General features: G+C 56.4%; 11 protein-coding genes. 9 read left to right on the top strand and 2 right to left on the bottom strand.

What is annotated here, in order from left to right; all coding sequences use genetic code 11:
* The first annotated feature begins 6 nt into the window (after positions 1-6).
* From LOC70_RS01515 to LOC70_RS01475, 9 genes are all read left to right on the top strand, one after another.
* The gene (locus LOC70_RS01515; protein WP_230251885.1) at positions 7-1,500 is read left to right on the top strand and encodes a sulfatase family protein; all 1,494 of its coding nucleotides are present in this window, start codon (positions 7-9) and stop codon (positions 1,498-1,500) included.
* A gap of 106 nt (positions 1,501-1,606) precedes the next feature.
* The gene (locus LOC70_RS01510) at positions 1,607-1,810 is read left to right on the top strand and encodes a hypothetical protein (RefSeq protein ID WP_230251492.1); all 204 of its coding nucleotides are present in this window, start codon (positions 1,607-1,609) and stop codon (positions 1,808-1,810) included.
* Between the two features lie 25 nt (positions 1,811-1,835).
* Complete coding sequence (locus LOC70_RS01505) at positions 1,836-2,585, top strand: DUF2306 domain-containing protein (protein ID WP_230251491.1); 750 nt, start codon at positions 1,836-1,838, stop codon at positions 2,583-2,585.
* Positions 2,560-3,696 (top strand): DUF1559 domain-containing protein, encoded by a 1,137-nt coding sequence (locus LOC70_RS01500; RefSeq protein WP_230251490.1) that lies wholly within the window; start codon positions 2,560-2,562, stop codon positions 3,694-3,696. Before LOC70_RS01505 ends, LOC70_RS01500 begins: the two co-directional genes overlap by 26 nt.
* Before the next feature lie 94 nt (positions 3,697-3,790).
* Positions 3,791-4,537, top strand: a complete 747-nt coding sequence (locus LOC70_RS01495) for an arginyltransferase (RefSeq protein ID WP_230251489.1) — start codon at positions 3,791-3,793, stop codon at positions 4,535-4,537.
* A 59-nt stretch (positions 4,538-4,596) separates the two neighbouring features.
* Entirely contained in the window at positions 4,597-6,048 is a 1,452-nt protein-coding gene (locus tag LOC70_RS01490; RefSeq protein WP_230251488.1) for a GntP family permease, read from the top strand.
* A gap of 102 nt (positions 6,049-6,150) precedes the next feature.
* A complete protein-coding gene (locus LOC70_RS01485) occupies positions 6,151-6,657 on the top strand; it encodes a hypothetical protein (protein ID WP_230251487.1) in 507 nt (168 codons plus the stop codon).
* Between the two features lie 527 nt (positions 6,658-7,184).
* Positions 7,185-9,644, top strand: a complete 2,460-nt coding sequence (locus LOC70_RS01480; RefSeq protein WP_230251486.1) for a secretin N-terminal domain-containing protein — start codon at positions 7,185-7,187, stop codon at positions 9,642-9,644.
* Positions 9,644-11,179 (top strand): proprotein convertase P-domain-containing protein, encoded by a 1,536-nt coding sequence (locus LOC70_RS01475; protein ID WP_230251485.1) that lies wholly within the window; start codon positions 9,644-9,646, stop codon positions 11,177-11,179. The genes LOC70_RS01480 and LOC70_RS01475 overlap by 1 nt, the downstream gene beginning before the upstream one ends.
* A gap of 24 nt (positions 11,180-11,203) precedes the next feature.
* On the opposite strand, the gene LOC70_RS01470 is transcribed toward LOC70_RS01475, so the two are convergent.
* Positions 11,204-11,587 carry a hypothetical protein gene (locus LOC70_RS01470; protein WP_230251484.1) on the bottom strand — a complete coding sequence of 128 codons (384 nt, stop codon included), beginning with the start codon at positions 11,585-11,587 and terminating at the stop codon, positions 11,204-11,206.
* On the bottom strand, positions 11,588-12,442 hold the full coding sequence (gene sdhB / locus LOC70_RS01465) for a succinate dehydrogenase iron-sulfur subunit (protein WP_230251483.1): 855 nt from the start codon (positions 12,440-12,442) through the stop codon (positions 11,588-11,590).
* Positions 12,443-12,499 lie beyond the last annotated feature (57 nt).

Raw genomic sequence — 12,499 nt, 5'->3', positions numbered from 1 at the left:
AGCCGCATGGCTTGGTTGAGCTTGCTCTTTGTTTGTGGGCTCGTTGGAATCGATTCAGGGTTTGGATTGTCCGCGTTTGGGACAGAGCCAGACAGACCAAAGCCAAACATTGTTTTCTTGTTTGCTGACGATCAGTGCACCTACTCGCTGGGTTGCTACGGCAATCCAGACGTCCAAACGCCCAACATGGACCAACTCGCTCGCGAGGGTGTGTTGTTTGACAACCACTACAACACGACCGCGATTTGCATGGCGAGCCGTGCCAACGTCTTCACCGGGATGGTGGAATACAAGACCGGGTGCAACTTCGGTCACGGAAACATGCGCAAGGATGTGTGGCAGAAGTCGTATCCAGTCTTGTTGAGAAAGGCTGGCTACCTGACCGCATTCGCGGGGAAATTTGGGATCGTGGTCGACGGCAAAGGCTTGTGTGAGGACGACTTCGATTTCTGGGGCGGTGGACCGGGACAAACCAACTACGCCACCGCGAAAAATAAGTCGATGCGGAAGTATGCGCAGAAGTATCCGCACTCGACGCTTTCTTACGCGGCGTTTGGGCAAGACGTGATTCGCGAAGCTGCCGAGAAGAATCAACCGTTTTGTTTATCGATTAGCTTCAAAGCACCTCACAAGCCGGCAACGCCGGATCCACGGTTCGACGCCGTCTATGCCGGGAAGAAGTTCACCAAGCCGGCCAACTTCGGACGAGAGTTTGCAGCACACCTATCACCACAGAGCAAGCTCGGTCGGCAATACCCACGGTTCACGGAGTGGCTTTACGATTCCGATTACGACGGAGAAATGGCCAAGTACCATCAACAGGTCCACGGGATTGATGTGGCACTTGGGATGATTCGCGAAGAGTTGCAACGGCAGGGCATCGCCGACAACACGGTTGTGATTTACACCAGCGACAACGGTTACATTTGCGGGGCCCATGGCTATGGATCCAAAGTCTTGCCGATGGAAGAATCATCCCGAGCCCCGTTGATGATCTACGACCCTCGGAGTCCTCTCAATGGAAAGCAGATTCGCTGTCAGCGTTTGACGGGCAACATTGACTTCATGCCAACCATGTTGGAGTTGGCTGGCGTTGAGATTCCGCAAGAAGTGGATGGCAAGAGCCTGCTTGGTTTGCTGCATGAACCCGAGCGAGGTGGCCATCAACAGTTGCCATTCATCAACGTGTTTGGCCCGCTGCCCACTCACAGCCTGAGCTGCGTGACCCGCGAGTACAAATACACCTATTGGTGGTACGGCGACGATGAGATTCAGCCGGTGGAAGAGCTTTTTGATACCGAGAACGACCCGCTTGAATTGGTCAACTTAGCGACGGATCCAAAGTCAGCCGAATTGCTTCAGTCCATGCGGAAACGCTACGACCGCGAACTTGCAAAGTGGAGGCAACATGCCGTGTCCTACAATGACTACGAACGCTACGGAAGGCTGTTTGACCGAAACGTTCCGCTGTCAGAAAAGCAGTCGTTGATCAGCCGCTGAACTCAACCTGAGGCGTGGCAACAGTCGGATTCAGATCCGGCCGCCTTCGCAGCAGGTCTCGCAAATCGCGTGACAGCGTTGGCACTGCAGCTTGCCTCGAATTTCGATGAGCGTTCGTCCTGTGCAGACGGGGCAAACGCCTTGCGTGGCATTGGACGGTGAGCACTGGTTCCAGTTCTTGTTGATTTCTGGACAATCGTTCGTTTGCTTTGTGTTGTCCGATCCAAGCGAGGTTGTTGGCGCGTTGGCTGGTTCCGAAGGATTCATGAAGGCGGCAATCCATTTGGCGGGCGGATTTCAATGCGGTTAGACTCGGGTGTGGAGGATAACCGATCGTGTCCATTGTTTCCTATCACCGAGCCCCAACTCGTCCACATTCGCGTTTGAGCAATACGCGAATGGTTTGGTTGTTGCGGATCGCAATGGGGATGGGCGTTGTTCTCGGTTTTCATGTGCTGATTCAAATCGTGGTGCCATTCCAGCACTACTTTCCTGCGGATTTTGACTCGTCCGTCTTTCTTGCCGCTCATCGCAACCACTTTGACGGATGGTATCCGTCCGCGTTTTACACGCATGTGGTGGCGGCACCGGCGTCTTGGGTGATTGGGCTGATTCTGGTTTTCAGCGGTCTTGGGATGTCAGGTCACGCTAGATGGCATCGAGTATTGGGACGCGTCCAAGCGGTTGTGGTTGTGCTGTTGGTGGCGCCCAGTGGTTTGGTGATGGCACAGTATGCCATTGCAGGTCCGTCAGCTTCACTTGCGTTTTCGTTGCTGTCATTGGCGACGGCGGGAACGATGGTGGCAGCGGTACTTTTTGCCATGAAAGGCAAGATCGCTCGGCATCGATTGTGGGCGACTCGTTGTTTCATCTTGTTGTGTTCGCCACTGTTGTTGCGTGTCGCGGTGGGGGTGTGCATTGTGACGGACACCGAAACCGATGCCGCTCATCGTGTGTTGGCCTGGGCCAGTTGGTTGGTGCCGTGGCTTCTTTTCGAGGTTGGGAGAAAATGCCATGAAGTCAGATTGGACAAGAAGCAGACTTCCATGCCGTGGCAGCGTGCAACGGAAACCAGACCGTGCTGAACCCTCTCGGGCAGCATTCACCATCCTTGAGTTGTTGGTGGTTGTGACGATCGCTGCGATCCTGTTTGGGTTGTTGATGCCCGCGGTCAGGACATCCAGTGGAGCCGCGCGGCGGATGGGGTGTAGCAACAATTTCAAACACCTTGGATTGGCGATGCACAACTATCATTCGTCCTACAACCAGCTTCCTGCGATGCAGGGTGGAACAGGGCCGCAAGGAAACGAAATGGAAAGCAATTTGCGGCGGCTTAGCGGTCTGGTTGCGTTGCTTCCTTTCTTGGAACAAGCCGAACTGTGGGAAAACATCACGGAAGCCTCGACGATCGAAGGCGAGTTCTATCCCTCCATGGGGCCCGCGCCTTGGGTGAAGTCCTATTCACCGTGGCGGACACAGGTTCCTTCGTTTCAGTGTCCCGCATCGCCCGCGACAGCCGAGCCGTTCGGGCTGACGTCGTACGCTTTTTGTGTTGGAGACCAGGTGGATCGTCTGAACGATGATCATGAATCGACCCGAACAGTGCGCGGCGTCTTCGCGGGGCGATTCACGACCAAGTTTCGCGACATCAAAGATGGTTTGTCCAACACGATAGCCATGGCAGAAATCGGGAATGACCTCGGTGACCGTTATGCGATCGGGCAAACTTTGCTCGGGCAATCAATTGATATGTTTGAGTCGCCGGAGTCTTGCCGCGTTGCAACGGACCCCGATCGCCCTGGTTTCTATTCGCAGGAGTCGACTTTGGCTTCCGTGGGGAGAGGCGGTCGTTGGGCGGACGGGGCCGCGGCGATCTCCGCGGTCGCGACCATTCTGCCACCGAATTCCGCGAGTTGTTCGGTGGGGCTGCGATTAACGGATGACGCGATTCTTTCCGTTGGCAGTTTTCATCAGCACGGCGCTCATTTCCTGATGTGCGATGGAGCCGTGCGGTTTGTCACCGACACCATCGATCACGAAGAGGGGCTTCCTCCGGTGATTCGTGTGGCTGAGGATGAGTCATCGTTATCGGAGTCGACACAGCTTGAATCGGACGCGTGGCTGCCCGTGAGTCCGTACGGGTTGTGGGGAGCTCTTGGCACGGCGCGGAGTGGCGAAGCAGAAGATGCTCCGTGAAGAAAGAATGCTCTGTGAAGAGAATATGCTCTGTGATGAACTGCGACGGATCGGACGCTGGAACTGATTTCGACTCATGCGTACGCTGGATTGCATGAAGAATCCTAGCCATGAATTTCCGAAGCGAGCCGAGAGCGTGCGTTCTCGGTTGGTGCTCGTGCAGGACTCGATCAGCGATTGTCCCTACATTGATGGCGAGCCCGCTCGCATGCCGCTGTATTTTCCGACTCAGCCTCGATACAGCGAAGACATTGATGCGTTGTTGGCCGCTGGATTCCGACGAAGCAGTCAGTTCCTCTACCACACGGCTTGCCCGAAATGCGATGCCTGTCAACCAACGCGGGTGAAAGCCGAAGAGTTCGAGCTGAGCAAATCGTTTCGTCGTGTGCTGAAACGAGCGGAACGGGAGCTGAGCTGGACATGGCAACAACCGCGAGTCGATGCGGAACGGGTGCGACTTTACAACGAGCACCGGGACACGCGTGGGTTGACGGACGGCCGCGAAATTTCGGCTCAGGACTACGAAACGTTTTTGATCACAAGTTGTTGGCCGACATTTGAATTGGAGATCCGCTATCAGGGCGAGTTGGTTGGGATCTCCATCATGGATGTGGGGGAACATAGTATTAGCGCAGTTTACACCCATTTCGATCCCGCCATGTCAAAGTTCAGCTTGGGGACATTTGCCGTGCTGCAGCAAATTCAATGGGCGCGGGAAAATCACCGCACGTGGGTGTATTTGGGTTTGTATGTCGAGCAAAACCGGCATCTGAACTACAAATCGCGATTCACCCCGCAGGAACGTTTGATCGATGGGCATTGGCGGCGGTTTATGGAGTAGACTCTGCCACCATCTTGCTCGCTCGTGATCTTTCGCTCCCCACACCGTGAGATGAAGCTTTGACGATTTGGTGGTTGGTCGCTCTTGCCGTGACGCTGGTTTTGGTTTCAATCCTGGCGTTTCGGTTGCACCCGTTTCTTTCGCTTCTGTCAGCGGCGTTGCTGGTGGCGACATTGACCACGCCCGGTCAGTTGCAGCAGTTCGCCGATGCGCGTTTAGAGGATGGGAAGTTCACCCAAGCAGAAGCGGCGGAATTTGTGACCCAATCCGCGTCGTCTCGTGTGGCGGATGCGTTTGGTGCGACGGCGGGTTCGATCGGGATCGTGATCGCGCTGGCCAGCGTGATCGGCGGTTTGTTGATGCAATCAGGTGCGGCAGCTCGGATCGTCGACACGATGCTGCGATGGACTGGTGAACAACGGGCTCCCGAGGCGATGGCCGCCGCATCGTTTGTGTTGGGCATCCCTGTATTCTTCGACACGGTTTTCTACCTGATGCTTCCGTTGGCTCGGTCGTTGAGACGGAAAACCGGGAAGAATTACGTGCTGTTTATCCTTGCGATCCTGGCCGGCGGATCGATCACGCACTCGTTGATTCCTCCAACGCCAGGCCCGTTGCAAGTGGCGGCTTTTTTGGAGGTGGAAGTGGGGGCCATGCTGATTGCCGGTTTGGGAATCGGCAGTGTGACCAGCGTGATGGCGTTGATCGCGGCGCGGGTGATCAATCGGTTGGTGGATCTACCGTTGCGCGAGGAGGAAGGGAAAGAAACGCGATCTGGGACGCAAACTTTGGCAAGCGTGTCGGGCGACGCGGAGGCGGGTGCGACGAAGCCGCCATTGTGGATGGCGTTGTTTCCAATCGCCCTGCCGGTGGCTTTGATCGCGATGGGATCGACGCTGAAATCGATCGGCGTCAGTGAAACAACTGCGGAAGCAGCTTGGTTCGAATGGTTGATTCAATTGGGGGACAAGAATTTGGCATTGGGGTTGGGGTGCGTCGTTGCCTTCGGTTTGATGCGGTGGGTTCCTGTTGACCAGCGAAGACCGATGGTCTCAGCGGCGATCGCATCGGCCGGTTCCATCATTTTGATCACTTCCGCCGGCGGCGCGATGGGAAAGACGCTGTACCACGCGGGGATCGCGGAAGTGATTGGTTCAGTGGCCAAAGGCTTTCCCGGATTGTGGTTGCTGCCGCTGGCGTTTGTCGTCACGACAGCGATTCGAACCATCCAGGGTTCCGCGACGATTGCGATGATCACATCCGCCAGCATCCTGCAGTCGTTGGCACTCAGCGGGGACTTGCCATTTCACCCGGTCTATTTAGCGATGGCCATTGGCGCGGGTAGCAAACCGATTTCTTGGATGACCGACAGTGCGTTTTGGATCATCAAGGAGATGACGGGAATGACGGAGCAGGAAGCCCTTCGAACGATCTCGCCGATGAGTGCTGCCGTTGGTTTATCGGCGTTGTTGGTAACTGTGATCGCGGCTGCGGTTTTTCCCGCAATTTGAAACCTCACACAAATTGTCTGTCGCTGAACTGTTTCCCTTTCGGCGGTCAGCAACTTTAATGTGGCGTTTTGCCCCGCCTTTGTCCCCTCCAATCGAACCTTCATGGATACAACTCAGCCCGATCTACTCAACGAAGAACCCCAAGCAGGAGAATCCCAAGCAAACGAGGCCGATTCCAACTCATCTGACCGCCAAGCCAAGCCTGGCAAGAATGGCGACTCGTCGGCCGCTGACCTGAACCACGCTGAGGAAAGCATCAGCAAGAGCGAGCGAATCCGTCGCTACATCCACGCGCACCCGGAGGCTCGGAACACGGAAATCGTTGCCGCCTTGGAAGAACACGGCATCAAGTATCAAGACGTTGGCAACGTTCGCTCCCAGGAAAAACGCAAAGCTGCGAAAAAGGCGAGCCCCGTAAAACGCCGTCGCTCGGTCAGCTCCAAGGTGGAGGAACCAACCAACGCTGCTCCCGCTCCAGGGCCAGCGGTCTCGCATGGCACCGTCAGCGTTGATGCGCTGCAGTCCGCAGCGGATTTCGTCAAACAGGCGGGCGGGATTGACCAGGCCCAGGCAATCCTGGATCTGATCCGCCAGATTCAGTCAATCTAACGCGGCGGAGGTCGATGATCAGGCTTCCTGGGCAGTGTTCAGGGAGCCTCCTCCAGTGTCGAATGCGACCGGGGTCGAAAAGGTGGCCAAACGTGCACTTTTTGGGGCTGGCGCGGGCCGAAACGTGTTGTTGAAACCAGGGTTTTGCGCGTCGCCCAAGGGCCATCAAGGCCCGAAAAATATTGACTTCGACTAACAATTCACTAACCTAGCAGTTCCCACCTGCGGTCGGCTCGATCCTAATTGTTCGCTGCCGCTTCCCACCTCCCACCGACAAAGAGCCCCTGGTGACTCACCAGGGTGCTCCCCTGCCTCCCATGAAAAGCGCACACAGTTTCCCAGGGCGAGCCATCGCTCCGGAAGGACGCTCCGTTTCCGCAACATCACCCCTGCGGCGGAATGCATCCCGGCGGCGTGCGGCACGAACGGCCCTCAGTTGCATTTTGATTGGAGTCGCTGCTTCCTCGGCCAACGTTTGGGCGCAGGAAACGCCAACACCCGCCACCGATCCAGCACCGAATGTGTTGGTGAATGAATCACTCGCCGTCGAACAAAGTGTTCCAGCCGATCCGACGCTTCGCTTTTCCTTCAACGGTGTGCCATGGCGAGACGTGATTCAGTGGCTGGCCGACGAGGCCGATTTGGCACTGCACGTGGGTGACGTTCCATCGGGAAGTTTCACCTACACGGACAAAAGCGAGTTCACGATTCCGGAAGCCATCGATCGGGTCAATTTGTTTCTGATCCCCGAAGGCTTCACCTTGGTGCGAAGCGGCCGATTGTTGTCAGTGATTGACCTGACCGATCCGCGAGGGATTCAGCAACTGGAAACCTTGGCCGAGTTCGTTGAGGCGGATCGTCTGAGTGAGAAGCAGTCGCATGACGTTGTGAAGTGCATCTTCTCATTGGGCGAAATTGACGCGGAAGATGCGGTCCAAGAATTGTCAGCGTTGAACCTGATGACAACACCGACGGTGCTCAACAAAACCAACCAGTTGATCATCACGGATTCCGTCGCGAATCTTCAGAGCGTGCAACGTGTTTTATCGGCGTTCAAAGCGGACGAGATGGACAACGGCACCGTGGTTCAATCATTCCAGCTTCAGCATGTGAAGGCGGAAGACGTGCTGACCGTGGCTCGGCCTCACTTGGGTTTGGCGACCGATGAGATGATCGGAATCGATGTCAGTCTTTCGGCCGATCTGGGCGGTTCCAGCATCTTTGTCACTGGAATCAAGGACAAGGTGAAATTGCTTGAAGGTTTGGTGAAAGCGGTTGATCAGCCGGACTCGGCCAAGACAACAGCGAACGAGCCGATGGAGCTCCAGTCGTATTTGGTTCCCGGTGGCAACGTTCGGACGGTCTACAACGTGTTGCAAACGTTGTTGTCAGGAAAGACCGTTCGTTTGTCGATGGATGACGATGCCGGAACGATTGTGGCTTTGGCATCCGCTGAAACACAGAAGGAAATCAGCCAAACGGTTCAACAGCTTCAGGCTGCCGACGACGAGTTCGAGGTCATCCAGTTGAACAATGTGGATCCGGCTTACGCGATCAGCTTGATCGACCAAATGCTGGATTTGCCGGACGAGTATGCAGATCCCGATGAAATCGACCCCGACACACCACGCGTCGATGCGGATCCGGGTAATCGTCGGTTGTTCGTGCGTGGTAAGCGTCATCGCATCGAACAGATCAAAGCGATTGTCCAGGGATTGGAAGCCAACGGATCGTCCCAAGAGGCTGGTCAGCTTCGCGTGTTACCGTTTAAGGGGAAGAACGCGGAACGTTTGTTGGAGACGGGCGCGAAGTTTTGGCAATCGGGCAATCCAGTTCTGCTCTACCCCGGCAGCGATTCCAGCACGCCGGACTTGTTAGAACGCGTGCCCAACGGAGAGACCACCGAATCGTCGGACACCGGTGAGAACTTCGCCGCGACGGAGAGTTCCGATCCTGAGCCAAACGGAGCGACCCACACGTTAGCGGAGCGGCGTCTGACCGATGAGCCAACCGAAGCACGATTGTTGACGACAGTGACTCGGACTCGATCGGAGCCCATCACTTGCCAGATCACTTCGCAAGGATTGATCATCCAGTCGGAAGACACCGACGCGTTGGACCAGTTCGAGCAGCACCTCCGATCGCTGGGCACCACCATGCAAACATCGGCTTCACCGCCGATCGCGTTTTACTTGCAGCACATCCGACCAGATGACGCGTTGCGGATGTTGGCCGAGTTGCTGGAAGGTGGCGAGGCGGCTCGCGAAGGCGAGGCGGGCACGCTGGTCAATGGAACCATCTCTTCGGTTTCGTCCGGCGGCTACCTAGGCAGCTTTTTGACAACACGCGACGGCACGATGACGTTGCTGTTCGGGTCGATCACCATCGTTTCGGATTCACGGCTGAATCGTTTGATCGCACAAGGCACGTCCGATGACGTGGATCTGATCGAGAATTATTTGAAGATCATCGATAAAGATCGCAGCATCACGACGGTTCAAACGTATGGAACCTCGCATGTGATTGAGTTGCAACACACGCGGGCGGTGGACGTCGCGAAAGCTATCGAAGAGGCATACGCCGGACGAATGGCCGAGGGCAATTCCAACGCGGCACCGGGTGGCGGTGGAAACGATGCCGATGGACGTGAAGCGGCTCGCAACGGCGACAATCGAAACAATTCCAAGAACCCGCCGAAGAAGTCCGCGTCGCAAGCCGCGCGTGATCTCGAGCCGAAGATGACGGTCGCTGTCCACGAGGCCAGCAATTCACTGATCATCACCGCCCCGCCTCAGTTGTTCGCGGAAGTGGAGGAGTTGGTGCAGACCATCGATTCGCGTGGTGAACAAGCGGTCGAGGTGATCATCCCCAGCAGCGACGAAGTCATGGGAGAAGTCCTGCAACAAGTGCTGGGTGCCAGCACGACGACATCCAGTCGCCGAAGCACCAGCACGCGTGATCGCTCTCGCGAACGAGGTGGACGCTGATGCGATTGCTTCCCGCATATTCCCCACTGCGATCATGGGTTCGGTGGGCTTCCCGTTGTGTTTTTCCCGCGGCTTTGTTGGTCGTTGGCGGCCAGCAAACGGTACAGGCTCAGTCCGGCATTCGTGAATCGTTGGAGCGATTGGACCGTGACCAAGACGGCGACATCGAACCAGAAGAAATCACCGCGTTGTCGCGACCTTACTTGGAACGAGTCGCGGAAGCACGCCGGATGGATCTGAACCGTGACAACTCGATCGAGAGATGGCAAGAAGCCGTTCGGATCTATCACGCCTATCAAAACGGCGTTTCTGGCCAAGAGGTCGACCCCGAAACTGACATCACCATCTTGCCTTTCGGGCCTCAGAATGATGAGCCGATGGTGCCCGAGTTCGGTTTGGGGGAGATGAAGTTTCAGTACACCGCGTCGGACTATCGGCAAGCCGAGCGGACCCTTTCTCGCAGCGATCGCAACCGAGACGGATTCTTGGACCGACGCGAAGTGGAACGTGGTGATTGGCGTTACCGAGATCCATTCGAAGAAGACTACGACAACGACAATCGATTGAGCGTGATTGAACTGGCACAGCGGTACGCTCGGCGGCGATTGCTCTCCGGCGCTTCCAAAGAACTGGTTCAGAAACGTCGCCGAGTTGGCAGTGAGGTCCGAGAAACCGAGCGTGATTCCCGCGACGACGATTCGCGTTATTGGCGTCGAGACCGTCGTTATTATCTGACCTCCACGGTGATGGGACGTTTCGACAAGAATCGCAACGGACGATTGGAAGCCAGTGAAACGGTCAGCATGGGGATTCCCTTTGGCCGAATCGATGTGGATCGCGACGGCGAAATTTCACGCGACGAGCTGAACACCTATCTGATCCAGGTTCAGGAGGAAGAAGATCAAGACGCGGAAGGTTTGCCTCCATGGTTCTTCGAGCGAGACGCTGATGGTGATCAGCAAATCTCGATGCCTGAGTTCGCATCCGAATGGACAAACGAATTGCTCGCCGAGTTTGAATCGTTGGATGAGAACTCGGATGGATTGCTGACTAAGAGCGAACTTGCAGGTTCTGCCTCCATCATGGGCGGCGACTACCGCAACGACACCGCTGCGGCCCTGCCACCGCGAAAGACGGTCATTTCAGAAATTGTGATCAATGAAGATTATCCGATCGCGGACATCGATGTGCAGCTCTCGATCACGCACACGCACGACGAGTCGCTCGATGCCTATTTGATTGGTCCCGATGAGACCAAGATCGAACTGTTCACTGGAGTCGGCGGACACGATGACCACTTCGAAGGCACCCGGTTCGACGACGACGCCCGCTACCCAATCACCAAAGCTCGGCCACCCTTCGACGGCACTTTCATTCCCGAAGGTCGTTTGAAAAACCAACCCAGCTTGAGTGCTTTCAACGGGAAAAGCGTCCAAGGTGTTTGGCAGTTGGTTGTGGCCGGCACGCGGAGTGACCGGTTTGGTTTGCTGCACAGTTGGAGCTTGGACATCACGCCGGATACGTCGAAGCAGTGATGGAGGGCTGAGGGCTCTTCGCGTTTATGGTTTCGACGGATCGTCGATGGCGTAGGCTTCGACTTCGAACGGGTTGCCTCGATAGGCGTCGCGGCCCGAGAACTTTAAGAACAGCGATGCAAGCAAGTAGGCCGGCAAAAAGAATGGGCCCCAGCGTTCATATTGGCGGACGTGCACCCGCTCATGCCGTCGGGTCCGATCCAAGTCGCTGAGCGAACATCCGAGGACCACGTGGCCGAGCGTCATGGCGGCGGCGGGAACCGGCATCGACCGCAGGGCCCGAGCGATCCAGCGACCGTGAATTTCAGCGACGCCCGAAACCCATTGGATGCGGCCCCCGAGAAGCAAGCCAATCGTCAAACCGATCAGCGTGTTGGGAGCCGTCCAAAAATATCGCCACCAAAGCAATTACTTGTCGAACCACTTTTTGATGGCATGCAGCGTGGTGGCTCGTCCCGCACGCGCGATGGACGTGGTCAACGGAATTTCTTTGGGGCAGACGGCCACGCAGTTTTGAGCGTTGCCGCACGCTGCAAGACCACCGGGGCCCGACAACGCGTCCAATCGTTCGCCCGCCAACGCTTTGCCGGTCGGATGGTTGTTGAACAACATGGCCTGCGAAATCGCATGCGGTCCGACAAAGGCTTCCGCGTACGCTTCTTGTTTGCGTGCTTCGAATGCTTCGTCCGACTCATCGGACTTTTGCGTCAGTTCGATCTTGTTGTATTGCGGGCACGCTTCCACGCAGCATCCGCAGCTCATGCACTGGCTGAGTGGGTAGTTGCGTTCCTGGTCATCACGCAGGATTCGTTCGCCCGGACCCATGTTGAAGTAGCTGTCCACCGGCACCCAGGCTTTGACGCGTTTGAGACCTTGGAACAATCGTTCGCGATCCACGACCAAGTCACGAACCACCGGGAACTTGCTCATGGGTTCGAGAACGATCTCGTCCGAGTTGTCTTCCAGCAAGCGATCGACCAAAGCACTGCAGCTTTGTCGCACGCGACCGTTGATGACCATCGTGCAGGAGCCGCAGACCTCTTCCAAACAACCACAGTCCCACGCAACTGGCGTCACCTTTTTGCCGTCACGGTTGGTCGCTTGAGCAGCGATCCGTTGAAGAACGCTGATCACGTTCATCTCGGGTTCGTACTTGATCTTGTGCAGTTCCCAGTACGGTTGTTTCCCGGGAGCGTCCTGACGGCGCACGCGAACGTTGATGAACTCGGGGCGTTTCTTCGTCGAAGGGTCGAGAGCAATCATCGGATGTGGGATTCGTAAGGTAGTGAATGCGATGCGGTGAAGGTGTCAAAGTTGGGT

Origin of the sequence: Rhodopirellula halodulae (assembly GCF_020966775.1) — a bacterium.
Lineage (GTDB): Bacteria > Planctomycetota > Planctomycetia > Pirellulales > Pirellulaceae > Rhodopirellula > Rhodopirellula halodulae.
The sequence above is the reverse complement of the archived record's forward strand: the minus strand, read 5'-3'. Positions and strand labels throughout refer to the sequence as shown.

Excerpts from the sequence above, each read along its gene's own strand:
- LOC70_RS01515 (WP_230251885.1), top strand. The coding sequence starts at position 7 with ATGGCTTGGTTGAGCTTGCTCTTTGTTTGTGGGCTCGTTGGAATCGAT.
- LOC70_RS01510 (WP_230251492.1), top strand. The coding sequence starts at position 1,607 with ATGAGCGTTCGTCCTGTGCAGACGGGGCAAACGCCTTGCGTGGCATTG.
- LOC70_RS01495 (WP_230251489.1), top strand. The coding sequence starts at position 3,791 with ATGAAGAATCCTAGCCATGAATTTCCGAAGCGAGCCGAGAGCGTGCGT.
- LOC70_RS01485 (WP_230251487.1), top strand. The coding sequence starts at position 6,151 with ATGGATACAACTCAGCCCGATCTACTCAACGAAGAACCCCAAGCAGGA.
- LOC70_RS01475 (WP_230251485.1), top strand. The coding sequence starts at position 9,644 with ATGCGATTGCTTCCCGCATATTCCCCACTGCGATCATGGGTTCGGTGG.
- sdhB (WP_230251483.1), bottom strand. The coding sequence starts at position 12,442 with ATGATTGCTCTCGACCCTTCGACGAAGAAACGCCCCGAGTTCATCAAC.